The organism is Streptomyces sp. 2P-4 (assembly GCF_030167965.1).
GTDB classification, from domain to species: domain Bacteria; phylum Actinomycetota; class Actinomycetes; order Streptomycetales; family Streptomycetaceae; genus Streptomyces; species Streptomyces globosus_A.
On record NZ_CP095011.1, the window covers coordinates 5788864 to 5813949 of the forward strand.

Genomic DNA, 25086 nt, shown 5'->3' on the forward strand with positions numbered 1-25086 from the left:
AGCCGATGTTCCGCCGAGCCTTCTGGTTCACCGCAGGCGCAGCCGCCGGCGTGTGGGCCACCACCAAGGTCAACCGCCGGCTGAAGCAGCTGACGCCGGAGAGCCTCGCCGCGCAGGCCGCCGACAAGGCCGTCGAGGCCGGCCACCGGCTCAAGCACTTCGCCCTCGACGTCAAAGCGGGAATGTCGCAGCGCGAGGACGAGCTGAACGACGCACTGGGGTTGTGCCGGTCCGAAGAAGGCACAGCCCGGCCCGACAACGTCACCGCCCTCCCCGGGCCGCGGCGGCTGCAGGCCATCGAGAACCCGCAACGCACCATCCACCGACCGAACTTCTCCCACATCAACCGGAATGAGGACCACTGATGGAGTCGGCTGAAATCCGCCGCCGCTGGCTGAGCTTCTTCGAGGAGCGCGGTCACGCCGTTGTCCCTTCGGCGTCGCTCATCGCGGACGACCCGACTCTGCTGCTGGTCAACGCGGGCATGGTCCCGTTCAAGCCGTACTTCCTCGGTGAGACCAAGCCCCCGGCCCCGCGGGCCACCAGCGTGCAGAAGTGCGTCCGCACCCCGGACATCGAAGAGGTCGGCAAGACGACCCGCCACGGCACGTTCTTCCAGATGTGCGGCAACTTCTCCTTCGGCGACTACTTCAAGGAAGGCGCCATCAAGCTCGCCTGGGAGCTGCTGACCACCCCGGTGGCGGACGGCGGCTACGGGCTGGAGCCGGAGAAGCTCTGGATCACCGTCTACCAGGACGACGACGAGGCCGAGCAGATCTGGCGCGACGTGGTCGGCGTCCCCGCCGAGCGCATCCAGCGCCTGGGCAAGAAGGACAACTTCTGGTCCATGGGCGTCCCCGGCCCCTGCGGCCCCTGCTCCGAGATCAACTACGACCGCGGCCCCGAGTTCGGCGTCGAGGGCGGCCCCGCCGTCAACGACGAGCGGTACGTGGAGATCTGGAACCTCGTCTTCATGCAGTACGAGCGGGGCGCCGGCGACGGCAAGGAGGACTTCCCGATCCTCGGCGACCTGCCGTCGAAGAACATCGACACCGGTCTCGGCCTCGAACGCCTGGCGATGATCCTCCAGGGCGTGCGGAACATGTACGAGACCGACACCCTGCGCGTCGTCATGGACAAGGCCACGGAGCTGACCGGGGTCCGCTACGGCGCCGCCCAGGAGACCGACGTCTCGATGCGCGTGGTCGCCGACCACATGCGCACCTCCGTCATGCTCATCGGCGACGGCGTCACCCCCGGCAACGAGGGCCGCGGCTACGTGCTGCGCCGCATCATGCGCCGCGCCATCCGCAACATGCGCCTCATGGGTGCGACGGGCCCGGTCGTCAAGGAGCTGCTGGACACCGTCATCGACACGATGGGGCAGCAGTACCCGGAGCTGATCACCGACCGGCAGCGCATCGAGACCGTCGCGCTCGCCGAGGAGGCCCGCTTCCTGAAGACCCTCAACGCCGGCACCAACGTCCTCGAAGGCGCCATCACCGAGACCAAGGCCGGCGGCGGCACGGTCCTGGCCGGCGACAAGGCGTTCCTGCTGCACGACACGTGGGGCTTCCCGATCGACCTGACCCTGGAGATCGCCGCCGAGCAGGGCCTGACCGTCGACGAGCCCGGCTTCCGCCGCCTGATGCAGGAGCAGAAGGACAAGGCCAAGGCCGACGCGAAGGCCAAGAAGACCGGCCACGCGGACGTCGCCGCCTACCGCGAGATCGCCGACTCGGCGGGCGGCACGGAGTTCACCGGCTACGCCACCAACCAGGGCGAGGCCACCATCGTCGGCCTGCTCGTCAACGGCGTGTCCTCCCCGGCGGCCTCCGAGGGCGACGAGGTCGAGGTCGTCCTGGACCGCACCCCCTTCTACGCCGAGGGCGGCGGCCAGCTCGCCGACCAGGGCCGCATCAAGCTCGACTCGGGCGCCGTCATCGAGGTCCGCGACGTCCAGCAGCCGGTCCCCGGCGTCTCCGTCCACAAGGGCTCCGTCCAGGTCGGCGAGGTGACCGTCGGCGCCTCCGCCTACGCGGCGATCGACGTCCGGCGCCGCCGGGCCATCGCCCGCGCCCACTCGGCGACCCACCTGACCCACCAGGCGCTCCGCGACGCCCTCGGCCCGACGGCCGCGCAGGCCGGCTCGGAGAACAGCCCGGGCCGCTTCCGCTTCGACTTCGGCTCCCCGAACGCCGTTCCCGGCTCGGTCCTCACCGATGTCGAGCAGAAGATCAACGACGTGCTCTCGCGCGAGCTGGACGTCACCGCCGAGATCATGAGCATCGACGAGGCGAAGAAGCAGGGCGCCATCGCCGAGTTCGGCGAGAAGTACGGCGAGCGGGTCCGCGTCGTGACCATCGGCGACTTCTCCAAGGAGCTGTGCGGCGGCACGCACGTCGGCAACACCGCCCAGCTCGGCCTGGTGAAGCTGCTCGGCGAGTCCTCCATCGGCTCCGGCGTGCGGCGCGTCGAGGCGCTGGTGGGCGTGGACGCGTACAACTTCCTCGCCAAGGAGCACACGGTCGTCGCCCAGCTCCAGGAGCTGGTCAAGGGCCGCCCCGAGGAGCTGCCGGAGAAGATCGCCTCCATGCTCGGCAAGCTGAAGGACGCCGAGAAGGAGATCGAGAAGTTCCGCGCGGAGAAGGTCCTCCAGGCCGCCGCCGGCCTCGCGGAGAACGCCCAGGACATCCGCGGCGTCGCGCTCGTGGTGGGGCAGGTCCAGGACGGCACCGGCGCCGACGACCTGCGCAAGCTGGTCCTCGACGTCCGCGGCCGCATCCAGGGCGACCGCCCGGCCGTCGTCGCGCTGTTCACCGTCGCGGGCGGCCGCCCGCTGACCGTGGTCGCCACCAACGAGGCCGCCCGCGAGCGCGGCCTGAAGGCCGGCGACCTGGTCCGCACGGCCGCCAAGACCCTCGGCGGCGGCGGTGGCGGCAAGCCCGACGTCGCCCAGGGCGGCGGCCAGAACCCGGACGCCGTGCCGGAGGCCATCGCCGCGGTCGAGCGCCTCGTCGTCGAGACGGTCTGACGATGGCACTGCGCCGCGGACGCCGTCTCGCCGTCGACGTCGGGGACGCCCGGATCGGGGTCGCGACCTGCGACCCCGACGGGGTGCTGGCCACACCGGTGGAAACCGTGCCCGGCCGGGACATCCCCTTCGCCCACCGGCGGCTGCGGCAGCTCGTGGAGGAGTACGAACCCCTGGAGGTCGTGGTCGGCCTGCCCCGCTCGCTCAGCGGGCGGGAGGGGCCGGCCGCGGCCAAGGTGCGCGCCTTCGCCGCCGAACTGGCCAAGGGCGTCAAGCCCGTTCCCGTCCGCCTCGTGGACGAGCGGATGACGACGGTCACCGCCGCCCAGGGGCTGCGGGCCTCCGGGCGGAACGCCAGGAAGGGGCGGTCGGTGATCGACCAGGCCGCCGCCGTGGTGATCCTTCAGAACGCTCTTGAGACCGAACGGGTATCGGGTAATCCGCCCGGCGAGTGCGTCGAAGTGGTTGTCTGATCGCGGTACGGTAACGTTCCGCGAGACGCGGCGGCATTCGAACAGCCGTCGCCCACCACTTCAGAGGCGGAACCGGGTGCCTGGCGGCCGTTGCCGGGTACTCCGTCTCGCGGCTCTAGGGGATCCATGACTGAGTATGGCCGGGGCTCTGGCCCCGAACCGTGGCACCCGGAGGACCCCCTCCACGGGGACTCCGGGTGGAGCGGGCACGAGGCCCAGCAGGGCCGGATGCCGTTCGGCGGGGTCCCGCAGCACCAGTACCCACAGGAGCCGCAGCACCAGCAGTACCTCCAGCAGGAGCAGTACCCGGGGCAGACGCAGGGCTACCCGCAGCAGCCCCAGCCCCACCAGCAGATGCCGGTGCAGCAGCCCGCCTACGACGGCGGCGGGCAGGCCTGGGACACGGCCCCCGGCGGCTACGCAGGAGCCCCGCAGGCCGCCCAGGCCTACCCGGGCACCGGGCAGTACCCGGGGGCCGCCGAGGGCTACCCGGCGGCCGACGGCTACCCGCAGGCCGACCCGTACCCGGCGCCGGACCCGTACGCGGGCGCTGACCCCTACGCGCAGCAGCCGGTCGGCGGCTACCCGGGGGAGGCCCCGGACCTCTACGGCACCCCGGAGGCCTACCCGCCCCCGAAGCCCCCCGGCCGCCGCGATCCGGAACCCGGTGCGGAACCGGAGGACGACGAGCCGGACGAGGACTCGGCCCTGTCCGACAGCGGCCGCGACGGCGACGACAACGACCGCGACGCCGGATCCGGCGGCGGACGCCGCGCCGGCCGTTCCAAGGGGAAGGGCAAGGGGAAGCCGAAGCGGAGCGGCGCCGCCTGCCTCGTCGCGGCCCTCGTCATCGCCGGTGTCGTCGGCGGCGGCGGGTACTACGGCTACAGCTACCTCAAGGCCCGCTTCGGCAGCGCAGAGGACTACGCGGGCTCCGGCAACGGCGAGAGCGTCGAGGTCGAGATCCCGAACGGCGCGACCGTCGCCCAGATGGGGTCGATCCTCAAGGAGGCCGGCGTCGTCGCCAGCACGCAGGCCTTCGTCGACGCCGCCACCGCGGACAAGCGGAGCACCGGCATCCAGCCGGGGACGTACACGCTGCAGAAGAAGATGTCGAGCGCGTCCGCCATCGCGGTCCTCGTCGACCCCTCCAAGCTCAACGTCCTCACGATCCCCGAGGGCAAGCGCGCCGTCGACGTCTACAAGATGATCGACAAGAAGCTCGGCAAGCCGGAGGGCACCACCGCCCAGATCGCGCAGCAGCAGGCGAAGAACCTCGGCCTGCCCGCGTGGGCCGTGAGCACCAGGAAGGTGCGCGACCCGCTGGAGGGCTTCCTCTACCCGACGCGCTACGACCTGTCGAAGGAGAGCACGCCCGAGTCCCTGCTCAAGCAGATGGTCAAGAACGCGAACGACAAGTACGCGGCGCTCGGCCTGGAGGGCAAGGCCAAGGAGCTGGGCCTGGCGAACCCGTACGAGCTCGTCATCGTCGCGAGCCTGGTGCAGGTCGAGGGCAACAAGCACGACGACTTCCGCAAGATGTCCGAGGTCATCTACAACCGCCTGAAGCCGTCGAACACCGCAACGAACCAGAAGATCGAGTTCGACTCGACGATCAACTACATCAAGGGCACCAGCAACATCAACGTCAGCCGCGAGGAGACGCGGAGGATCGACGACCCGTACAACACCTACCGCTACGCCGGGCTCCCGCCCGGCCCCATCAGCAACCCGGGCGACGAGGCCGTCAACGCCGCGCTCGACCCGGACAAGGGCGGCTGGATGTTCTTCGTGTCCATCGACGGCAACACCACCACCTTCACCAAGACGTTCGCGGAACACGACAAACTGGTGGCGGAGTTCAACGAACGCCAGAAGAAGAAGTCGGGCGGGTAGGTAGGTAGCAGATGTCACGCATACGGGCCGCGGTGCTGGGTTCCCCCATCGAGCACTCCCTCTCACCGGTGCTGCACCGCGCCGCCTACCGGGAGCTCGGCCTCGCCGACTGGTCGTACGACCGCTTCGACCTCGGCGAGGCCGCACTCGCGGACTTCCTGGCGGGCCTCGGCCCCGAGTGGGCCGGGCTGTCCCTGACCATGCCGCTCAAGCGCGCGGTCATCCCGCTGCTCGACGCGATCAGCGACACCGCAGCCTCCGTCGAGGCCGTCAACACCGTCGTCCTGACCGCGGACGGCCGCCGCCTCGGCGACAACACCGACATCCCGGGGATCATCGCCGCCCTCCACGAGCGCGGTGTCGACAAGGTCGACACCGCCGCGATCCTCGGCGCCGGAGCAACCGCCTCCTCCGCGCTCGCCGCCCTCGGGCGGATATGCACCGGCGAGGTCACCGCCTACGTCCGCTCCCGCGCCCGCGCCGACGAGATGCTCCGCTGGGGCGAGCGGCTCGGCGTCGCCGTCCGCACGGCCGACTGGGCGGACGCCTCCCGCGCCCTCACCGCCCCCCTGGTCATCGCCACCACGCCCGCCGGGGCCACCGACCGGCTCGCCGCCGACGTCCCCGACGCGCCCGGCACCCTCTTCGACGTCCTGTACGACCCCTGGCCGACCGCCCTCGCCGCCGCCTGGTCGGCCCGCGGCGGCCGCCTCCTGGGCGGCCTCGACCTCCTCGTCCACCAGGCCGTCATCCAGGTGGAGCAGATGACCGGCCGCACCCCCGGCCCGCTCGCCGCGATGCGGGCCGCCGGCGAGGCCGCCCTGCGGGCCCGCCACTGACGTCCCGCGCCGCCGCACCCCGCCCTACCTGATGCACTGTGCCGCCCGGTGTTGCCCCCGCCGGGCGCTGCGGCCAGGGTGGGCCGGGTGGACCGCCCGTCCCGCCAGCTGGACCGGGGGGCGGTGCACCGGCCCGGACGTGGGAGGATCGGGTAAAGGCGGGTCCGGGCCGCGCACCCGGCCGCGCCGCCGCTGTACCAGGCGCGAGCATGAGGAGCATCGTTGAGCAGGTTGCGTTGGCTGACCGCCGGGGAATCGCACGGTCCGGCGCTGGTGGCGACGCTGGAGGGGCTTCCCGCCGGCGTCCCGGTGACCACGGAGCTGGTCGCCGACCACCTGGCGCGGCGCCGGCTCGGGTACGGGCGCGGCGCGCGGATGAAGTTCGAGCAGGACGAGGTCACCTTCCTCGGCGGCGTGCGCCACGGCCTGTCGCTGGGCTCCCCGGTCGCCGTCATGGTGGGCAACACCGAGTGGCCCAAGTGGGAGAAGGTCATGTCGGCCGACCCCGTCGACCCCTCGGAGCTGAAGGAGACCGGCCGCAACGCGCCGCTCACCCGGCCCCGCCCGGGCCACGCCGACCTGGCCGGCATGCAGAAGTACGGCTTCGACGAGGCCCGGCCGATCCTGGAGCGCGCCAGCGCCCGTGAGACCGCCGCCCGCGTCGCCCTCGGCGCCGTCGCCCGCTCCTTCCTGAAGGAGGCCGCCGGCATCGAGATCGTCAGCCACGTCGTCGAACTCGCCGCCGCCAAGGCCCCGTACGGCGTCTACCCCACCCCGGCCGACGTCGAGAAGCTGGACGCCGACCCGGTGCGCTGCCTCGACGCGGACGCCTCGAAGGCGATGGTCGCCGAGATCGACCAGGCCCACAAGGACGGCGACACCCTCGGCGGCGTCGTCGAGGTCCTCGCCTACGGAGTCCCCGTCGGCCTCGGCTCGCACGTCCACTGGGACCGCCGCCTGGACGCCCGCCTCGCGGCCGCGCTGATGGGCATTCAGGCCATCAAGGGCGTCGAGGTCGGCGACGGCTTCGACCTGGCCCGCGTCCCCGGCTCCAAGGCGCACGACGAGATCGTCGCCACCCCCGAGGGCATCAAGCGGACCTCCGGCCGCTCCGGCGGCACCGAAGGCGGCCTGACCACCGGCGAGCTGCTCCGCGTCCGCGCCGCGATGAAGCCCATCGCGACCGTCCCGCGCGCCCTGGCCACCATCGACGTCGCCACCGGCGAGGCGGCCGCCGCGCACCACCAGCGCTCCGACGTGTGCGCCGTCCCCGCGGCCGGCATCGTGGCCGAGGCCATGGTCGCCCTGGTCCTCGCCGACGCCGTCGTGGAGAAGTTCGGCGGCGACTCGGTCGCCGAGACCCGCCGCAACGTGCAGTCCTACCTCGACAACCTGCACATCCGGTGACCGGCGGACCCCTGGTCGTCCTCGTCGGCCCCATGGGCTCCGGCAAGTCCACCGTCGGCGGGCTCCTCGCCGACCGGCTCGGCGTCCCCTACCGGGACACCGACGCCGACATCGTCGCCGCCGAGGGCCGGGCGATCGCCGACATCTTCGTCGACGAGGGCGAGCCGCACTTCCGCGAGCTGGAACGGCAGGCGGTCGCCGCGGCCGTCGCCGAGCACACCGGAGTGCTCGCCCTCGGCGGCGGCGCCGTCCTCGACGCGGGCACCCGCGCCCTGCTGGCCGGACTGCCCGTCGCCTACCTGTCGATGGACGTCGAGGAGGCCGTCCGGCGGGTCGGCCTCGGCGCCGCCCGCCCGCTGCTCGCCGTCAACCCGCGCCGGCAGTGGCGCGAGCTGATGGAGGCCCGCCGCCCCCTGTACACCGAAGTCGCACGCGTCGAGGTCGCCACCGACGCGCGCACCCCCGAAGAGGTCGCCCAGGCGGTCCTCGACGCACTGGAGTTGAAGGACGTATGACAGACCAGGTGACGCGGATCCACGTCGGCGGCAGCGCCGGCCACGACCCGTACGACGTGCTGGTCGGCCGGCAGCTGCTCGGCGAGCTCGGCGGGCTGATCGGCACCAGGGCCCAGCGGGTCGCCGTGATCCACCCCGAGGCGCTCGCCTCCACCGGCGAGGCGCTGCGCGACGACCTGGCCGAGCAGGGCTACGAGGCCATCGCCATCCAGGTGCCGAACGCGGAGGAGGCCAAGACCGCCGAGGTCGCCGCCTACTGCTGGAAGGCGCTCGGCCAGTCCGGGTTCACCCGCACCGACGCCATCGTCGGCGTCGGCGGCGGCGCCACCACCGACCTGGCGGGCTTCGTCGCGGCCACCTGGCTGCGCGGGGTGCGCTGGATCGCCGTGCCGACCACCGTCCTCGCGATGGTCGACGCGGCCGTCGGCGGCAAGACCGGCATCAACACGGCCGAGGGCAAGAACCTCGTCGGCGCCTTCCACCCGCCCGCGGGCGTCCTGTGCGACCTGGCCGCCCTCGACTCGCTGCCGGTCAACGACTACGTCAGCGGCCTCGCCGAGGTCATCAAGGCCGGGTTCATCGCCGATCCCGCCATCCTCGACCTGATCGAGGCCGACCCGGCCGCCGCCCGCACCCCGGACGGCCCGCACACCGCGGAGCTCATCGTCCGCTCCATCCAGGTCAAGGCGGACGTCGTCTCCAGCGACCTCAAGGAGTCGGGCCTGCGGGAGATTCTCAACTACGGCCACACCCTGGCCCACGCCATCGAGAAGAACGAGCGCTACAAGTGGCGCCACGGCGCTGCCGTCTCCGTCGGCATGGTCTTCGCCGCCGAGCTCGGCCGGCTCGCCGGACGCCTCGACGACGCCACCGCCGACCGGCACAAGGAGATCCTCGCCTCCGTCGGCCTGCCGCTCACCTACCGCGGCGACCAGTGGCCCAAGCTGCTCCAGACCATGCAGGTCGACAAGAAGTCCCGCGGCAGCCTGCTGCGGTTCATCGTCCTCGACGGGCTGGGCAAGCCGACCGTCCTGGAGGGCCCCGACCCGGCCCACCTGATCGCCGCCTACGGCGAGGTCTCGGCATGAGCCGCCGGGTGCTGGTGCTCAACGGCCCCAACCTCGGCCGGCTCGGCTCCCGCGAGCCCGACGTGTACGGGGCCACCTCGTACGCCGGGCTCGTCGAGACGTGCCGGGAGCTGGGCGCGGAGCTCGGCTTCGACGTCGAGGTCCGCGAGACCAACGACGAGGGGGAGCTGATCCGCTGGCTCCACGAGGCCGCCGACGGGAAGATCCCCGTGGTCATCAACCCCGGGGCGTTCACGCACTACTCGTACGGCATGCGGGACGCGGCTGCGCAGCGCACCGCCCCGCTGATCGAGGTGCACATCTCGAACCCGTACGCCCGCGAGGAGTTCCGGCACACCTCGGTGATCGCGGCGGTCGCGACCGGCACCGTGGCGGGCTTCGGCATCGGCTCCTACCGGCTCGCCCTGCGCGCCCTCGCGGAGGAAGCCGACCGCTGAGGCGGGCTCCGGTGGGCGGCGCCGCGCCCGCAGTCATATAACGTTCTCGCATCAGTCGGTGGAACGAGACGGAGTGGCAGCGGAATGCACCAGGGAGTCGGGGGCGGCAGCGGCGGCTGGGGTCCGCAGGGACACCAGCCGCCGCTGCCGCCGCAGCCGCCGATAGCGCCCGCCCAGGGCTGGCCGGGCTCCCCGCCGCCCCCGCACATGCCCCCGCCAGGCCCGCAGCCCGGCCCGCCCGCCGGGCCCGACGCCACCGGGCACATCCTGCTGCCGCCCGCCGCCGCCGCGCCGGCCGCCGGCAGCGGAGCCGGCAACGGCACCGGCACGGCGACGATCGCCGTGCTCCTCATCGGCCCGGCCGGCGCCGGCAAGACCACCGTGGCCCGGCACTGGGCGGGCAGGCGCCCCGTGCCCACCGCGCACATCAGCCTCGACGACGTCCGCGAATGGGTCTGCTCCGGCTTCGCCGACCCCCAGGCCGGCTGGAACGACCACTCCGAGGCCCAGTACCGCCTCGCCCGCCGCACCTGCGGCTTCGCCGCCCGCAACTTCCTGGCCAACGGGATCTCCTGCATCCTCGACGACGCCGTCTTCCCCGACCGGCCCGTCGTCGGCCTCGGCGGCTGGAAGCGCCACGTCGGCCCCCACCTGCTGCCTGTGGTGCTGCTGCCGGGCCTGGAGATCGTCCTGGAGCGCAACGCACAGCGCTCCGGCAACCGCAGGCTCTCCGACGAGGAGGTCGCCCGCATCCACGGCCGGATGGCAGGCTGGTACGGATCCGGGCTGCCGATCATCGACAACTCCGACCTCGACGTCGAAGCCACCGCCCGCGCCCTGGACGAGGCCCTGGCCCGCTCCCTCTCCGCCGCCTCCCCCTGACGTCCCCCGCACCGCACGGGGCCCCCGCACCGGACGGGGGCGCTCGCCGGGCCGGATGCGCCGGGCGCTCGTAGGCTCGAAGACATGTCAGACGTGTACGCGGCCCGCCGGGGCCTGCTTCGCGACCGCTGTGCCGCCGCCGGGAACGACGCCGCACTGATCACGCGTCCGGCGAACGTCCGCTACCTCGCCGGGGGCGCCCCGCGCGGTGCCGTCCTGCTGCTGGGGCCCGGCGGCGAGGACAGCCTCTTCACGGTGGGCCCGCCCAGCGGCGAGCTCGACGAGGGCCGCCTCGACGAGCGGCTGCGGCTCTCCGTCCTGGCCGGGCCCGGTGCGGACGCGGCCGTCGCCGCCGCGGACCTGGCCGGCTCCGCCCGTGCCGACTGCCTCGCCGTCGAGGAGCACCACCTCACCGTCGCCCGCCACCGCGCGCTGCACTCCGTCGCGCCGCGGCTGCGGCTCACCGACCTCGGGACCGCCGTCGAACAGCAGCGCCTGGTCAAGGACGAGGAGGAGATCGCCTGCCTGCGGATCGCCGCCGAGATCGCCGACCAGGCCCTCGGCGAACTGCTGGAGTCGATCCTCGTCGGGCGTACCGAGCGCCACCTCGCCCTGGAGCTGGAGCGACGCCTCGTCGACCACGGGGCCGACGGCCCGGCCTTCCCGACCTCCGTCGGCACCGGGCCGCACTCGGGCCGCGCCCGGCACCGGCCCTCCGACCGGCGGGTGGAGGAGGGCGACTTCCTGACCGTCTGCCTGGGCGCCAACTACCGCGGCTACCGGTGCGAGATCGGCCGGACCTTCGTCATCGGCACCAGCCCCGCCGACTGGCAGATCCAGCTGTACGACCTCGTCTTCGCCGCCCAGCGGGCCGGCCGCGAGGCGCTCCTTCCGGGGGCCGCGTACCGGGACGTGGACCGTGCGGCGCGTTCCCTGCTGGACTCCGCGGGCCATTCGGAAGCGGTCGCTCCGTCGACCGGACACGGCGTCGGCCTCGAAATCGACGAGGACCCGCAGCTTGCACCTACGGCAATGGGTAAACTGGACGCTTGCGTGCCGGTCACCGTCGAACCGGGGGTCCACCTCCCGGGCCGGGGCGGAGTCCGGATCGATGACACGCTCGTCGTACGCCCCGAGGCGGACGGCGGTCCCGAGCTACTCACCATTACGACCAAGGAGCTGCTCGCACTGTAGGTCCGTCCGGCGGGCCGTGTGCGCACCCGTGGTCTTCCAGTGCAGGAGATTCCGCAACCGTGGCTTCCACGAACGACCTCAAGAACGGCATGGTGCTCAAGCTCGACGGTGACCAGCTCTGGTCCGTCGTCGAGTTCCAGCACGTCAAGCCCGGCAAGGGCCCGGCCTTCGTGCGCACCAAGCTCAAGAACGTGCTGTCCGGCAAGGTCGTCGACAAGACCTTCAACGCGGGCGTGAAGGTCGAGACGGCCACCATCGACCGCCGCGACATGCAGTTCTCGTACATGGACGGCGACTACTTCGTCTTCATGGACATGCAGACCTACGACCAGCTGCACGTCGACCGCAAGGCCGTCGGCGACGCCGCCAACTTCCTCGTCGAGGGCTTCACCGCCTCCGTCGCCCAGCACGAGGGCGAGGTGCTCTACGTCGAGCTGCCGGCCGCCGTCGAGCTGGTCATCGAGCACACCGACCCGGGCGTCCAGGGCGACCGCTCCACCGGCGGCACCAAGCCCGCCCGCCTGGAGACCGGCCACGAGATCCAGGTCCCGCTGTTCGTCACCACGGGCGAGAAGGTCAAGGTCGACACCCGCACCAGCGACTACCTCGGCCGGGTGAACGGCTAACCGTGGCTGCCCGCAGCAACGCGCGCAAGCGCGCCTTCCAGATCCTGTTCGAGGCCGACCAGCGCGGGGTGCCCGTGCGGGAGGTCCTCGCGGACTGGGTCCGCCACGCGCGGTCGGACGACCGGCAGCCTCCGGTCAACGCCTTCACGATGGACCTCGTCGAGGGCTACGCCGACAAGGTGAAGCGCATCGACGACCTCATCGTCACGTACGCCGTGGACTGGGAGCTCGACCGCATGCCGGTCGTCGACCGGAACATCGTGCGGCTCGGGGCGTACGAGCTGATCTGGGTGGACGACACCCCGGACGCCGTGGCCATCGACGAGGCCGTGCAGCTGGCCAAGGAGTTCTCCACGGACGAGTCGCCGTCCTTCGTCAACGGGCTCCTCGCCCGCTTCAAGGACCTGAAGCCGAGCCTGCGCCGGGGCGAGTAGCCCCCGGCAGCCGCCCGGCACGCCGGAAGGGGCCCGCAGCGCACCGGCGCCGCGGGCCCCTTCCGGCTCTCCGGACCTTCGCCGGCGCATGGGAAACCGGTGCGGGCCGGGAGCCGGAATCCGGCTCCCGGCCCGCACCGGTAACGTTTCTGCTGGTCCCGGGGGACCGGAGGGCTACGCGTCCTCGTGCGCCACGGCGCGGCGCGCGTCCGCGTCGAGCACGCCCCAGCTGATCAGCTGCTCGGTCAGGACCGAGGGCGACTGGTCGTAGATGACGGCCAGGGTGCGCAGGTCGTCCTGGCGGATCGACAGCACCTTGCCGTTGTAGTCGCCGCGCTGGCTCTGGATCGTCGCCGCGTAGCGCTGGAGCGGTCCGGCCTTCTCCGCGGGCACGCCCGCAAGGCGCTCCAGGTCCAGGCGCAGCTTCGGCGGCGGCTCGGCTGCCCCGCCGGGCGTCGTGCCCGGCAGCAGCTCCTGCACCGGCACCCCGTAGAAGTCCGCCAGCTCGGCGAGGCGCTGGACGGTCACGGCGCGGTCCCCGCGCTCGTACGAACCGACCACCACGGCCTTCCACCGGCCCTGGGACTTCTCCTCGACACCGTGGAGGGAGAGGCCCTGCTGGGTGCGGATGGCGCGGAGCTTGGCCCCGAGCTGTTTGGCGTATTCGCTGGACATAACGCTCCCGGACGCTGTGACGCTGTGGCTACTTGACTCCGAGCGGCTCGCCGCGCGGCTGGTAACTCACTGTGAGGTTACGCAGCGTGACTTGGGTGCGTCAAGCCGAATGCCCACCCCGGCCCGCGGACGGGGGCCCGCCTGCCCCCGGTTCGGCGCCCGCCCGGACCGCTGGTACCGTGGGGACCGTTGCAGACGTCCTTTAAGGTCCGTCCCGTGAGGCGGAGAAGGAGGTCCTTTTCCCATGGACGCTCAGGCTTTGAACGCCGGTGCGGTCGAGAGCGGGCCCATGCGCCCCGTCCTCGAAGCACAGGACATCGCGCGGGTCCTGACCCGCATCGCCCACGAGATCGTCGAACGCGCCAAGGGCGCCGACGACGTGGTGCTCCTCGGCATCCCCACCCGCGGCGTGTTCCTCGCCCGCCGGCTGGCCGCCAAGCTCGCAGAGATCACCGGCACGAAGATCCCGGTCGGCTCCCTCGACATCACCATGTACCGCGACGACCTGCGGATGAAGCCGGCCCGCGCCATCGGCCGCACCGAGATCCCCGGTGACGACATCGACGGCCGCCTCGTCGTCCTCGTCGACGACGTCCTCTTCTCCGGCCGCACCATCCGCGCCGCCCTCGACGCCCTCGGCGACCTCGGCCGCCCCCGCGCGGTCCAGCTCGCCGTCCTCGTCGACCGCGGCCACCGCGAACTGCCGATCCGCGCCGACTACGTCGGCAAGAACCTCCCGACCTCCCTCCGGGAGATCGTCAAGGTCCAGCTCCAGGAGGAGGACGGCCGTGACGCCGTGCTGCTCGGCCAGCGGACCGACGCCGAAGCCGGGCAGTAGCCCGACCCCCTGACGGGCCCGCACGGGCCCGCGCTCCGGCCTGCCCCGCACCCCTCCGGCACGCCGCCCGCCGCTCTGCCCTCCTTCAACCCACGGAGCACCCAGATGAAGCGCCACCTCATCTCGGCCGCCGACCTCACGCGCGACGACGCCGTCCTGATCCTCGACACCGCCGAGGAGATGGCGCGCGTCGCCGACCGGCCGATCAAGAAGCTGCCCACCCTGCGCGGCCGTACGATCTGCAACCTCTTCTTCGAGGACTCCACCCGCACCCGGATCTCCTTCGAGGCCGCCGAGAAGCGCCTCTCCGCGGACGTCATCAACTTCGCGGCCAAGGGCTCCTCCGTTTCCAAGGGCGAATCCCTCAAGGACACCGCCCAGACCCTGGAGGCCATGGGCGTCGACGCCGTCGTCATCCGGCACGGCGCCTCCGGCGCCCCCTACCGCCTGGCGAACTCCGGCTGGATCGACGCCCCCGTCATCAACGCCGGCGACGGCACCCACCAGCACCCCACCCAGGCCCTGCTGGACGCCTTCACCATGCGCCGCCGCCTCGTCGGCCGCGACGCCGGCCTGGGCAAGGACCTCGCCGGCCGCCGCATCACCATCGTCGGCGACATCCTCCACAGCCGCGTCGCCCGCTCCAACGTCGACCTGCTGCACACCCTCGGCGCCGAGGTCACCCTCGTGGCCCCGCCCACGCTCGTCCCCGTCGGCGTCGAGACCTGGCCCTGCGAGGTCTCCTACAGCCTCGACGAGGTGCTGCCGAAGTCCGACGCGGTCATGATGCTGCGTGTGCAGCGCGAACGCATGAACGCCGCGTTCTTCCCCACCGAGCGCGAGTACTCCCGCCGGTACGGGCTCGACGCCGCCCGGATGGCGAGGATGCCCGAGCACGCCGTCGTCATGCACCCGGGCCCCATGGTCCGCGGCATGGAGATCACCGCCGAGGTCGCCGACTCCGACCGCTGCACCGTCGTCGAGCAGGTCGCCAACGGCGTCTCCGTCCGCATGGCCGTCCTCTACCTCCTGCTCGGCGGCTCCGAGCCCGCCGTCACCGCCCCGTCCCGCACCGAGGAGACCAAGTAACCATGTCCAAGACCCTGATCCGCGGTGCGAAGGTCCTCGGCGGCGAGGCACAGGACGTCCTCATCGACGGCGAGACCATCGCCGCCACCGGTGCAGACCTCTCCGCCGACGGCGCCACCGTCATCGAGGCCGCCGGCCAGGTCCTCCTCCCCGGCCTCGTCGACCTCCACACCCACCTGCGCGAGCCCGGCCGGGAGGACTCCGAGACCGTCCTGACCGGCACCCGCGCCGCCGCCTCCGGCGGCTACACCGCCGTCTTCGCCATGGCGAACACCTTCCCCGTCGCCGACACCGCCGGCGTCGTCGAGCAGGTCTACCGCCTCGGCAAGGAGTCCGGCTACTGCGACGTGCAGCCCATCGGAGCCGTCACCATCGGCCTGGAGGGCAAGAAGCTCTCCGAGCTCGGCGCCATGCACGAGTCCGCCGCCCGTGTCACCGTCTTCTCCGACGACGGCAAGTGCGTCGACGACGCCGTGATCATGCGCCGCGCCCTGGAGTACGTGAAGGCCTTCGGCGGCGTCATCGCCCAGCACGCCCAGGAGCCCCGCCTCACCGAGGGCGCCCAGATGAACGAGGGCATCGTCTCCGCCGAGCTGGGCCTCGGCGGCTGGCCCGCCGTCGCCGAGGAGTCGATCATCGCCCGCGACGTCCTCCTCGCCGAGCACGTCGGCTCCCGCGTCCACATCTGCCACCTCTCCACCGCCGGCAGCGTCGAGATCGTCCGCTGGGCCAAGTCCCGCGGCATCGACGTCACCGCCGAGGTCACCCCCCACCACCTCCTCCTCACCGACGAGCTGGTGCGCTCCTACAACCCCGTCTACAAGGTCAACCCGCCGCTGCGCACCGAGCGCGACGTCATGGCCCTGCGCGAGGCGCTCGCCGACGGCACGATCGACATCGTCGCCACCGACCACGCCCCGCACCCGCACGAGGACAAGGACTGCGAGTGGGCCGCCGCCGCCATGGGCATGGTCGGCCTGGAGACCGCCCTGTCCGTCGTCCAGCAGACGATGGTCGAGACGGGCCTCCTCGACTGGGCCGGCGTCGCGGAGCGCATGTCCTTCGCGCCCGCCCGCATCGGCGGCCTGTCCCACCGCCACGGACGGCCCGTCTCGGCTGGTGAACCCGCGAACCTCACCCTGGTCGACACCTCGTACCGTGGTGTCGTGGACCCCGCAGGGTTCGCCTCCCGCAGCCGCAACACCCCGTACGAGGGCCGCGAGCTGCCGGGCCGCGTCACCCACACCTTCCTGCGGGGCCGGACAACGGTCGTGGACGGGAAGCTCGCGTGACACCTGCAGTGATCCAACTGGCCGCCGAGGCCGCCGAACGCAAGTCGGCGGAGGTGACGGACTGGGGCGCGCGCATCGCGTGGGTCATCGGTCTGCTCGTCTTCATCGCCTTCGTCTACTGGCTGATGCGGCAGGGCTGGAAATGGCGCGGCGCCCTGCAGGGCGGCCTGCCGGAACTGCCCGCCGCCCCCGACGGCCTCCCCGAGCACCGGCTGGCGCTCACCGGCCGGTACCACGGGTCGACCACCGCCGGACAGTGGCTCGACCGGATCGTCGCCCACGGGCTGGGCGTGCGCAGCCGGGTCGAGCTCACCCTCACCGACGCGGGCCTCCAAGTGGTCCGTCCGGGTGCAGGCGACTTCTTCGTACCGGCCGCACAGCTGCGCGGCGCCCGCCTCGACAAGGGGATCGCGGGCAAGGTACTCACCGAGGGCGGTCTGCTCGTGGTCACGTGGGCGCACGGCGACACGCTGATCGACTCCGGATTCCGCTCCGACCGGGCGGCCGAGCACGCCGCCTGGGTCGAGGCCATCACCTCCATGAACCACACCACCACGACGGAAGGCGCCGAACGATGACGACCTCCACCAGGGGAGCAGCCAAAGCTCCCGCCGTACTCGTCCTGGAGGACGGCCGCATCTTCCGCGGCCGCGCCTACGGCGCAGTGGGGGAGACCTTCGGCGAGGCCGTGTTCTCCACCGGCATGACCGGCTACCAGGAGACCCTCACCGACCCGTCGTACCACCGGCAGGTCGTCGTGATGACCGCGCCGCACGTCGGCAACACCGGCGTCAACGACGAGGACCCCGAGTCCGCCCGCATCTGGGTCGCCGGCTACGTCGTCCGCGACCCCGCCCGCGTCCCCTCCAACTGGCGTGCCAAGCGCTCGCTGGACGAGGAGCTCGCCGCGCAGGGCGTCGTCGGCATCAGCGGCATCGACACCCGCGCCCTCACCCGCCACCTGCGCGAGCGCGGCGCCATGCGCGTCGGCATCTTCTCCGGCGCCGCCGCCGAGGGCGTCCGCGACGAGGCCCTGGTCTCCCGCGTCCAGGAAGCCCCGCAGATGAAGGGTGCGAACCTCTCCGCCGAGGTCGCCACCAAGGAGCCCTACGTCGTCCCCGCCATCGGCGAGAAGCGGTTCACCGTCGCCGCCGTCGACCTCGGCATCAAGGGCATGACCCCGCACCGGATGGCCGAGCGCGGCATCGAGGTGCACGTCCTGCCCGCCACCGCCACCGTCGAGGACGTCTACGCGGTCTCCCCGGACGGCGTGTTCTTCTCCAACGGCCCCGGCGACCCGGCCACCGCCGACCACGCCGTCTCCGTCATGCAGGGCGTCCTGGAGCGCAAGACGCCGCTCTTCGGCATCTGCTTCGGCAACCAGATCCTCGGCCGCGCCCTCGGCTTCGGCACCTACAAGCTGAAGTACGGCCACCGCGGCATCAACCAGCCGGTCCAGGACCGCACCACCGGCAAGGTCGAGGTCACCGCCCACAACCACGGCTTCGCCGTCGACGCGCCCCTCGACAAGGTCTCCGAGACCCCCTACGGCCGCGCCGAGGTCTCCCACGTCTGCCTGAACGACAACGTCGTCGAAGGCCTCCAGCTGCTCGACCAGCCGGCCTTCAGCGTCCAGTACCACCCCGAGGCGGCCGCAGGCCCGCACGACGCCGCGTACCTCTTCGACCGCTTCACGTCCTTGATGGAAACCGCCCTGATGGAGGCCGAGCGTGCCTAAGCGCACCGATATCCAGTCCGTCCTGGTCATCGGCTCCGGCCCGATCGTCATCGGCCAGGCCGCCGAGTTCGACTACTCCGGCACCCAGGCCTGCCGCATCCTCAAGGCCGAGGGCCTGCGGGTCATCCTCGTCAACTCCAACCCCGCGACGATCATGACCGACCCGGAGATCGCCGACGCCACCTACGTCGAGCCGATCACCCCCGAGTTCGTCGAGAAGATCATCGCCAAGGAGCGCCCCGACGCGCTCCTGCCCACCCTCGGCGGCCAGACGGCGCTCAACACCGCCATCTCCATGCACGAGCAGGGGGTGCTGGAGAAGTACAACGTCGAGCTCATCGGCGCCAACGTCCAGGCCATCCACAAGGGCGAGGACCGCGACCTCTTCAAGGAGGTCGTCGAGGAGGTCCGCCGCAAGATCGGCCACGGCGAGTCCGCCCGCTCGGTCATCTGCCACACCATGGACGAGGTCCTCGCCGGCGTCGAGACCCTCGGCGGCTACCCCGTCGTCGTCCGCCCCTCCTTCACCATGGGCGGCGCCGGCTCCGGCTTCGCCCACGACGAGGAGGAGCTGCGCCGCATCGCCGGCCAGGGCCTGACGCTCTCCCCGACCACCGAGGTGCTCCTGGAGGAGTCCATCCTCGGCTGGAAGGAGTACGAGCTGGAGCTGATGCGCGACAAGGCCGACAACGTCGTGGTCGTCTGCTCCATCGAGAACTTCGACCCGATGGGCGTCCACACCGGCGACTCCATCACCGTCGCCCCCGCGATGACCCTCACCGACCGCGAGTACCAGCGCCTGCGCGACATCGGCATCGCGATCATCCGCGAGGTCGGCGTCGACACCGGCGGCTGCAACATCCAGTTCGCGGTCAACCCGGACGACGGCCGGATCATCGTCATCGAGATGAACCCCCGCGTCTCCCGCTCCTCGGCCCTCGCCTCCAAGGCCACCGGCTTCCCGATCGCCAAGATCGCCGCCAAGCTGGCAGTCGGCTACACCCTGGACGAGATCCCCAACGACATCACCGAGAAGACGCCGGCCTCCTTCGAGCCGACCCTCGACTACGTCGTCGTCAAGGCCCCCCGCTTCGCCTTCGAGAAGTTCCCGGCCGCCGACGCCACCCTCACCACCACCATGAAGTCCGTCGGCGAGGCCATGGCCATCGGCCGCAACTTCACCGAGGCCCTCCAGAAGGCCCTGCGCTCCCTGGAGAAGAAGGGCAGCCAGTTCGCCTTCACCGGCGAGCCCGGCGACAAGGACGAGCTGCTGCGCCTCGCCGTCCGCCCCACCGACGGCCGCATCAACACCGTCATGCAGGCCATCCGCGCCGGCGCCACCCAGGAGGAGGTGTTCGACGCCACCAAGATCGACCCGTGGTTCGTCGACCAGCTCTTCCTCATCAAGGAGATCGCCGACGAGCTCGCCGCCGCCGAGAAGCTCGACCCCGAGCTCCTCGCCGAGGCCAAGCGCCACGGCTTCTCCGACGCCCAGATCGCCGACATCCGCGGACTGCGCGAGGACGTCGTCCGCGAGGTGCGCCACGCCCTCGGCGTCCGCCCCGTCTACAAGACGGTCGACACCTGCGCCGCCGAGTTCGCCGCCAAGACCCCGTACTTCTACTCGTCCTACGACGAGGAGACCGAGGTCGCGCCGCGCACCAAGCCCGCGGTGATCATCCTGGGCTCCGGCCCGAACCGCATCGGCCAGGGCATCGAGTTCGACTACTCCTGCGTCCACGCCTCCTTCGCCCTCAGCGACGCCGGCTACGAGACGGTGATGGTCAACTGCAACCCGGAGACCGTCTCCACCGACTACGACACCTCCGACCGCCTGTACTTCGAGCCGCTGACGCTGGAAGACGTGCTGGAGATCGTCCACGCCGAGTCCCTCGCCGGCCCCATCGCCGGCGTCGTCGTCCAGCTCGGCGGCCAGACCCCGCTCGGCCTCTCCCAGGCCCTGAAGGACAACGGCGTGCCCGTCGTCGGCACCTCCCCGGAGGCCATCCACGCCGCCGAGGACCGCGGCGCCTTCGGCCGCGTGCTCCAGGAGGCCGGCCTGCCCGCCCCCAAGCACGGCACCGCCACCACCTTCGCCGGAGCCAAGGCCATCGCCGACGAGATCGGCTACCCCGTCCTCGTCCGCCCGTCCTACGTGCTCGGCGGCCGCGGTATGGAGATCGTCTACGACGAGGCGCGCCTGGAGGCGTACATCGCCGAGTCCACCGAGATCTCCCCGACCCGCCCCGTGCTGGTCGACCGCTTCCTCGACGACGCCATCGAGATCGACGTCGACGCCCTCTACGACGGCGAGGAGCTCTACCTCGGCGGCGTCATGGAGCACATCGAGGAAGCCGGCATCCACTCCGGCGACTCGGCCTGCGCCCTGCCCCCGATCACCCTCGGCGGCTTCGACATCAAGCGCCTGCGCGCCTCCACCGAGGCCATCGCCAAGGGCGTCGGCGTCCGCGGCCTGATCAACATCCAGTTCGCGATGGCCGGGGACATCCTCTACGTCCTGGAGGCCAACCCGCGCGCCTCCCGCACCGTCCCCTTCACCTCGAAGGCCACCGCCGTCCCGCTCGCGAAGGCCGCCGCCCGCATCTCGCTCGGCGCCACCATCGCCGAGCTGCGCGCCGAGGGCCTGCTGCCGAAGACCGGCGACGGCGGCACCCTGCCGCTCGACGCGCCGATCTCCGTCAAGGAGGCGGTCATGCCGTGGTCGCGCTTCCGCGACATCCACGGCCGCGGCGTCGACACGGTCCTCGGCCCGGAGATGCGCTCCACCGGCGAGGTCATGGGCATCGACTCGGTCTTCGGCACGGCGTACGCCAAGTCGCAGGCCGGCGCCTACGGCCCGCTGCCCACCAAGGGCCGCGCGTTCATCTCCGTCGCCAACCGCGACAAGCGCTCGATGATCTTCCCGGCGCGCGAGCTCGTCGCCCACGGCTTCGAGCTGCTCGCCACCTCCGGCACCGCCGAGGTCCTGCGCCGCAACGGCATCAACGCCACCGTGGTCCGCAAGCTCAGCGAGGGCGAGGGCCCCGGCGGCGAGAAGACCATCGTCCAGCTGATCCACGACGGCCAGGTCGACCTGATCGTCAACACCCCGTACGGCACCGGGGGCCGCCTCGACGGCTACGAGATCCGCACCGCCGCCGTGGCCCGCGGCGTCCCGTGCCTGACCACGGTCCAGGCGCTCGCCGCGGCCGTGCAGGGCATCGAGGCGCTCGGACACGGAGAGGTCGGCGTCCGCTCCCTCCAGGAGCACGCCGAGCACCTGACCGCGGCCCGCGACTAGCAGCCCGTCCGGACGAGGGGGACACCACGAGCGCGACTGCGCGGCGGTGTCCCCCTCTCCATGAGCGCACAAGGGAACCCCCGAAGCATGTACAAGCTCTTCTTCAACCTGGTCTTCAAGCGGATGGACCCCGAGGCCGCCCACCACATGGCCTTCCGCTGGATCCGCCTCGCCGCCCGCACCCCGGTCGTGCGGACCTTCGCGGCCGCCGCCCTGGCCCCCCGCCACAAGGAGCTGCGCACGGAGGCCCTCGGCCTGCGCATGCACGGCCCCTTCGGCCTCGCGGCCGGCTTCGACAAGAACGCCGTCGCCATCGACGGCATGTCCATGCTCGGCTTCGACCACGTCGAGATCGGCACGGTCACCGCCCAGGCCCAGCCCGGCAATCCCAGGAAGCGGCTCTTCCGCCTGGTGCCGGACCGTGCACTGATCAACCGCATGGGCTTCAACAACGACGGCTCCGAGGCCGTGGCGGCCCGCCTGGCGGCCCGCAAGGCCGTTTTCAAGACCGTCGTCGGCGTCAACATCGGCAAGACCAAGATCGTGCCCGAGGAGGAGGCCGTCGCGGACTACGTGGCCTCCACCGAGCGCCTGGCCCGGCACGCCGACTACCTCGTCGTCAACGTCTCCTCCCCGAACACCCCCGGCCTGCGCAACCTCCAGGCCACCGAGTCGCTGCGCCCCCTGCTCGCCGCCGTCCGGGAGGCCGCCGACCGCAGCGTCCCCGACCGCCGCGTCCCGCTGCTGGTGAAGATCGCGCCCGACCTCGCCGACGAGGACGTGGACGCCGTCGCCGACCTCGCCCTGGAGCTCGGCCTCGACGGCATCATCGCCACCAACACCACCATCGCCCGCGACGGCCTCGGCCTGAAGTCCGACCCCGCCCTGGTCAAGGAGGCCGGCGGCCTCTCCGGCGCCCCCGTCAAGCAGCGCTCCCTGGAGGTCCTGCGCCGCCTGTACGCCCGCGTGGGCGACCGCCTGGTCCTCGTCGGCGTCGGGGGCATCGAGAACGCCGAGGACGCCTGGCAGCGCATCCTGGCCGGCGCCACCCTCATCCAGGGGTACAGCGCGTTCATCTACGAGGGCCCGTTCTACGCCCGCGCCATCCACAAGGGCCTGGCCGCCCGCCTCGCCGCCAGCCCGTACGCCACCCTCGCCGAGGCCGTCGGCGCCGAGACCCGAAAGGCCGCCCAGTGACCGCCCACCCCTCGCCCGACCGCCACCCCTCGCCGACGCCCTCGGGCAGCCCCCGGCCGTTCGGCGCCCGCCTGCGCTCCGCCATGGACGAGCGCGGCCCGCTGTGCGTCGGGATCGACCCGCACGCCTCGCTGCTGGCCTCCTGGGGCCTGGACGACGACGTCGCCGGGCTGGAGCGGTTCTCCCGCACGGTCGTCGAGGCCCTCGCCGACACTGTCGCCGTCTTCAAGCCGCAGGCCGCCTTCTTCGAGCGCTTCGGCTCCCGCGGTGTGGCGGTACTGGAGCGTACCGCCGCCGACGCGCGCGCGGCCGGCGCCCTCGTGGTCATGGACGCCAAGCGCGGCGACATCGGCTCCACCATGGCCGCCTACGCCGAGACCTTCCTCCACCCGGACTCCCCGCTGTTCTCCGACGCCCTGACCGTGTCCCCGTACCTGGGCTACGGCTCCCTCGCCCCCGCGGTCGAGCTCGCCCGCACCTCCGGCGCCGGCCTGTTCGTCCTCGCCCTCACCTCCAACCCCGAGGGCGCGGAGGTGCAGCGGGCGGTCCGCGAGGACGGGCGGACCATCGGCGCGACCATGCTGGGCCACCTTGCCGCGGAGAACGCCGGCGAGTCCCCCATGGGCTCCTTCGGGGCGGTCGTGGGCGCCACCCTCGGCGACCTGTCCTCCTTCGACCTGGACATCAACGGCCCGCTGCTCGCCCCCGGCATCGGGGCGCAGGGCGCGACCGCCGCCGACCTGCCCCGCGTCTTCGGCGCGGCCGTGCGCAACGTCGTGCCGAACGTCTCGCGCGGCGTGCTCCGGCACGGACCGGACTCCGGCGCGCTGCGCGGGGCTGCGGAGCGGTTCGCCGAGGAGATCCGCACGGCCGTCTCCGGCTGACCGCACGTCGTACGGTCTGACGAAATCTGACGGGAATCGAACGTCTTTCGCCGGACAAATCCAGGGCGGTTTGTCCGTGATGTACGGTTCAGTGGAGGCTGACCAGGACTTTTCGTCCGTTCTCGCTGACTGGAGCGGCCTTGGCCGCTAGTCTCCGACCAGAGTGAACGAGCAGCGAACGAGTTCCACCGCTGTTCGGGCACTCGCCTGGTGTGGTGTCCGACGGGCTCCCACCGGTCCGTATCCGACAGTTCGACATCCGAGGTGACGTAGGCGTGGCTCTTCCGCCCCTTACCCCTGAACAGCGCGCAGCCGCGCTCGAAAAGGCCGCCGCGGCTCGCCGGGAGCGGGCCGAGGTGAAGAATCGACTCAAGCACTCCGGCGCCTCGCTCCAAGAGGTCATCAAGACGGGCCAGGAGAACGACGTCATCGGCAAGATGAAGGTCTCCGCCCTGCTGGAGTCCCTGCCCGGCGTCGGCAAGGTCCGCGCCAAGCAGATCATGGAGCGCCTCGGCATCTCCGAGTCCCGGCGTGTCCGAGGTCTCGGCTCCAACCAGATCGCCTCGCTGGAGCGTGAGTTCGGCACCCCTGCCGGCTGACGTGCCGCCCGGAGTGCCTCCGGCGTTACCGGGCAGTCCCGGGAACCTGGATAATCGCTCTATGGCAGCAGAGGTTCGTCCGCGGCTGACCGTGCTCTCCGGCCCCTCAGGGGTCGGCAAGAGCACGGTCGTCGCGCATATGCGCAAGGTCCACCCCGAGGTATGGCTCTCGGTGTCGGCCACCACCCGCAAGCCGCGGCCCGGTGAGCGACACGGAGTCCACTACTTCTTCGTCGGCGACGACGAGTTCGACAAGCTGATCGCCAACGGCGAGCTGCTGGAGTGGGCCGAATTCGCGGGCAACCGCTACGGCACCCCGCGCGGCGCGGTCGTCGAGCGCCTGGAGAACGGCGAGCCCGTGCTCCTGGAGATCGACCTCCAGGGCGCCCGCCTGGTCCGGGAGTCCATGCCGGAGGCCCAGCTGGTCTTCCTGGCGCCGCCGAGCTGGGAGGAGCTGGTCCGCCGGCTCACCGGCCGGGGCACCGAGTCCGCCGAGGTCATCGAGCGCCGGCTGGCGGCAGCCCGGGGCGAGCTGGCCGCCGAGTCCGAGTTCGACACCACCCTGGTCAACACCTCCGTCGAGGACGTGGCGCGTGAGCTGCTAGCCTTGATGGACGTTGTGTGATCGTCTACCGGTGTTCGCACCGG

The 25086-nt window shown here is 72.0% G+C and carries 24 protein-coding genes; 23 read left to right on the forward strand and 1 reads right to left on the reverse strand.

Going from position 1 to position 25086, the window contains the following annotated elements; translation table 11 throughout:
• Positions 1-5 precede the first annotated feature (5 nt).
• The 13 genes from MUK52_RS25755 (at position 6) to nusB (ending at position 12825) form a co-directional block, all read left to right on the forward strand.
• Positions 6-365 carry a DUF6167 family protein gene (locus MUK52_RS25755; RefSeq protein WP_114056759.1) on the forward strand — a complete coding sequence of 120 codons (360 nt, stop codon included), beginning with the start codon at positions 6-8 and terminating at the stop codon, positions 363-365.
• Positions 365-3034 (forward strand): alanine--tRNA ligase, encoded by a 2670-nt coding sequence (alaS, locus tag MUK52_RS25760; RefSeq protein WP_114056758.1) that lies wholly within the window; start codon positions 365-367, stop codon positions 3032-3034. Before MUK52_RS25755 ends, alaS begins: the two co-directional genes overlap by 1 nt.
• Before the next feature lie 2 nt (positions 3035-3036).
• Positions 3037-3507 (forward strand): Holliday junction resolvase RuvX, encoded by a 471-nt coding sequence (gene ruvX, locus MUK52_RS25765; RefSeq protein WP_114056757.1) that lies wholly within the window; start codon positions 3037-3039, stop codon positions 3505-3507.
• Between the two features lie 126 nt (positions 3508-3633).
• Positions 3634-5403, forward strand: coding sequence for an endolytic transglycosylase MltG (mltG, locus tag MUK52_RS25770; RefSeq protein ID WP_284580386.1), 1770 nt, complete (start codon positions 3634-3636; stop codon positions 5401-5403).
• A gap of 11 nt (positions 5404-5414) precedes the next feature.
• Complete coding sequence (locus tag MUK52_RS25775) at positions 5415-6242, forward strand: shikimate dehydrogenase (RefSeq protein WP_284580388.1); 828 nt, start codon at positions 5415-5417, stop codon at positions 6240-6242.
• A 222-nt stretch (positions 6243-6464) separates the two neighbouring features.
• Entirely contained in the window at positions 6465-7649 is a 1185-nt protein-coding gene (aroC, locus tag MUK52_RS25780) for a chorismate synthase (protein WP_114056754.1), read from the forward strand.
• Entirely contained in the window at positions 7646-8164 is a 519-nt protein-coding gene (locus MUK52_RS25785) for a shikimate kinase (protein ID WP_114056753.1), read from the forward strand. The genes aroC and MUK52_RS25785 overlap by 4 nt, the downstream gene beginning before the upstream one ends.
• Positions 8161-9252, forward strand: a complete 1092-nt coding sequence (gene aroB / locus MUK52_RS25790; protein ID WP_114056752.1) for a 3-dehydroquinate synthase — start codon at positions 8161-8163, stop codon at positions 9250-9252. The genes MUK52_RS25785 and aroB overlap by 4 nt, the downstream gene beginning before the upstream one ends.
• On the forward strand, positions 9249-9689 hold the full coding sequence (aroQ, locus tag MUK52_RS25795; protein ID WP_114056751.1) for a type II 3-dehydroquinate dehydratase: 441 nt from the start codon (positions 9249-9251) through the stop codon (positions 9687-9689). Before aroB ends, aroQ begins: the two co-directional genes overlap by 4 nt.
• Before the next feature lie 84 nt (positions 9690-9773).
• The gene (locus MUK52_RS25800; RefSeq protein WP_284580392.1) at positions 9774-10571 is read left to right on the forward strand and encodes an AAA family ATPase; all 798 of its coding nucleotides are present in this window, start codon (positions 9774-9776) and stop codon (positions 10569-10571) included.
• 84 nt (positions 10572-10655) lie between these two features.
• Entirely contained in the window at positions 10656-11765 is a 1110-nt protein-coding gene (locus MUK52_RS25805; protein WP_114056749.1) for an aminopeptidase P family protein, read from the forward strand.
• A gap of 59 nt (positions 11766-11824) precedes the next feature.
• The gene (efp, locus tag MUK52_RS25810; protein WP_114056748.1) at positions 11825-12391 is read left to right on the forward strand and encodes an elongation factor P; all 567 of its coding nucleotides are present in this window, start codon (positions 11825-11827) and stop codon (positions 12389-12391) included.
• Between the two features lie 2 nt (positions 12392-12393).
• The gene (gene nusB / locus MUK52_RS25815; protein WP_114056747.1) at positions 12394-12825 is read left to right on the forward strand and encodes a transcription antitermination factor NusB; all 432 of its coding nucleotides are present in this window, start codon (positions 12394-12396) and stop codon (positions 12823-12825) included.
• Between the two features lie 174 nt (positions 12826-12999).
• Here nusB and bldD read toward each other — a convergent pair whose 3' ends face one another.
• Positions 13000-13500: a transcriptional regulator BldD gene (gene bldD / locus MUK52_RS25820; protein WP_030841550.1), complete on the reverse strand. Its 501-nt coding sequence runs from the start codon at positions 13498-13500 to the stop codon at positions 13000-13002.
• Positions 13501-13744: 244 nt separating this feature from the next.
• Between bldD and pyrR the strand changes: the two genes are divergently transcribed.
• From pyrR to gmk, 10 genes are all read left to right on the forward strand, one after another.
• Positions 13745-14338 carry a bifunctional pyr operon transcriptional regulator/uracil phosphoribosyltransferase PyrR gene (pyrR, locus tag MUK52_RS25825; RefSeq protein ID WP_281277951.1) on the forward strand — a complete coding sequence of 198 codons (594 nt, stop codon included), beginning with the start codon at positions 13745-13747 and terminating at the stop codon, positions 14336-14338.
• Positions 14339-14443: 105 nt separating this feature from the next.
• Positions 14444-15427 (forward strand): aspartate carbamoyltransferase catalytic subunit, encoded by a 984-nt coding sequence (locus MUK52_RS25830; protein WP_114056746.1) that lies wholly within the window; start codon positions 14444-14446, stop codon positions 15425-15427.
• Between the two features lie 2 nt (positions 15428-15429).
• Positions 15430-16719, forward strand: a complete 1290-nt coding sequence (locus tag MUK52_RS25835; protein ID WP_284580407.1) for a dihydroorotase — start codon at positions 15430-15432, stop codon at positions 16717-16719.
• Complete coding sequence (locus MUK52_RS25840) at positions 16716-17297, forward strand: PH-like domain-containing protein (RefSeq protein WP_114056744.1); 582 nt, start codon at positions 16716-16718, stop codon at positions 17295-17297. The genes MUK52_RS25835 and MUK52_RS25840 overlap by 4 nt, the downstream gene beginning before the upstream one ends.
• Positions 17294-18457: a glutamine-hydrolyzing carbamoyl-phosphate synthase small subunit gene (gene carA, locus MUK52_RS25845; protein ID WP_114056743.1), complete on the forward strand. Its 1164-nt coding sequence runs from the start codon at positions 17294-17296 to the stop codon at positions 18455-18457. Before MUK52_RS25840 ends, carA begins: the two co-directional genes overlap by 4 nt.
• The gene (gene carB / locus MUK52_RS25850; protein ID WP_284580411.1) at positions 18450-21758 is read left to right on the forward strand and encodes a carbamoyl-phosphate synthase large subunit; all 3309 of its coding nucleotides are present in this window, start codon (positions 18450-18452) and stop codon (positions 21756-21758) included. Before carA ends, carB begins: the two co-directional genes overlap by 8 nt.
• Before the next feature lie 87 nt (positions 21759-21845).
• Positions 21846-22955 (forward strand): quinone-dependent dihydroorotate dehydrogenase, encoded by a 1110-nt coding sequence (locus MUK52_RS25855; RefSeq protein ID WP_114056741.1) that lies wholly within the window; start codon positions 21846-21848, stop codon positions 22953-22955.
• Positions 22952-23839: an orotidine-5'-phosphate decarboxylase gene (gene pyrF, locus MUK52_RS25860; RefSeq protein WP_281277950.1), complete on the forward strand. Its 888-nt coding sequence runs from the start codon at positions 22952-22954 to the stop codon at positions 23837-23839. Before MUK52_RS25855 ends, pyrF begins: the two co-directional genes overlap by 4 nt.
• A 275-nt stretch (positions 23840-24114) precedes the next feature.
• Positions 24115-24438: an integration host factor gene (locus tag MUK52_RS25865; RefSeq protein ID WP_008740406.1), complete on the forward strand. Its 324-nt coding sequence runs from the start codon at positions 24115-24117 to the stop codon at positions 24436-24438.
• 61 nt (positions 24439-24499) lie between these two features.
• Positions 24500-25063 (forward strand): guanylate kinase, encoded by a 564-nt coding sequence (gene gmk, locus MUK52_RS25870; protein WP_114056740.1) that lies wholly within the window; start codon positions 24500-24502, stop codon positions 25061-25063.
• Positions 25064-25086 lie beyond the last annotated feature (23 nt).

What these genes read in the sequence shown, in the direction of transcription:
- MUK52_RS25755 (WP_114056759.1), top strand. Translation starts at nt 6, where the DNA reads ATGTTCCGCCGAGCCTTCTGGTTCACCGCAGGCGCAGCCGCCGGCGTG.
- alaS (WP_114056758.1), top strand. Translation starts at nt 365, where the DNA reads ATGGAGTCGGCTGAAATCCGCCGCCGCTGGCTGAGCTTCTTCGAGGAG.
- ruvX (WP_114056757.1), top strand. Translation starts at nt 3,037, where the DNA reads ATGGCACTGCGCCGCGGACGCCGTCTCGCCGTCGACGTCGGGGACGCC.
- mltG (WP_284580386.1), top strand. Translation starts at nt 3,634, where the DNA reads ATGACTGAGTATGGCCGGGGCTCTGGCCCCGAACCGTGGCACCCGGAG.
- MUK52_RS25775 (WP_284580388.1), top strand. Translation starts at nt 5,415, where the DNA reads ATGTCACGCATACGGGCCGCGGTGCTGGGTTCCCCCATCGAGCACTCC.
- aroB (WP_114056752.1), top strand. Translation starts at nt 8,161, where the DNA reads ATGACAGACCAGGTGACGCGGATCCACGTCGGCGGCAGCGCCGGCCAC.
- aroQ (WP_114056751.1), top strand. Translation starts at nt 9,249, where the DNA reads ATGAGCCGCCGGGTGCTGGTGCTCAACGGCCCCAACCTCGGCCGGCTC.
- MUK52_RS25800 (WP_284580392.1), top strand. Translation starts at nt 9,774, where the DNA reads ATGCACCAGGGAGTCGGGGGCGGCAGCGGCGGCTGGGGTCCGCAGGGA.
- MUK52_RS25805 (WP_114056749.1), top strand. Translation starts at nt 10,656, where the DNA reads ATGTCAGACGTGTACGCGGCCCGCCGGGGCCTGCTTCGCGACCGCTGT.
- bldD (WP_030841550.1), bottom strand. Translation starts at nt 13,500, where the DNA reads ATGTCCAGCGAATACGCCAAACAGCTCGGGGCCAAGCTCCGCGCCATC.
- pyrR (WP_281277951.1), top strand. Translation starts at nt 13,745, where the DNA reads ATGGACGCTCAGGCTTTGAACGCCGGTGCGGTCGAGAGCGGGCCCATG.
- MUK52_RS25830 (WP_114056746.1), top strand. Translation starts at nt 14,444, where the DNA reads ATGAAGCGCCACCTCATCTCGGCCGCCGACCTCACGCGCGACGACGCC.
- MUK52_RS25835 (WP_284580407.1), top strand. Translation starts at nt 15,430, where the DNA reads ATGTCCAAGACCCTGATCCGCGGTGCGAAGGTCCTCGGCGGCGAGGCA.
- carA (WP_114056743.1), top strand. Translation starts at nt 17,294, where the DNA reads ATGACGACCTCCACCAGGGGAGCAGCCAAAGCTCCCGCCGTACTCGTC.
- MUK52_RS25855 (WP_114056741.1), top strand. Translation starts at nt 21,846, where the DNA reads ATGTACAAGCTCTTCTTCAACCTGGTCTTCAAGCGGATGGACCCCGAG.
- gmk (WP_114056740.1), top strand. Translation starts at nt 24,500, where the DNA reads ATGGCAGCAGAGGTTCGTCCGCGGCTGACCGTGCTCTCCGGCCCCTCA.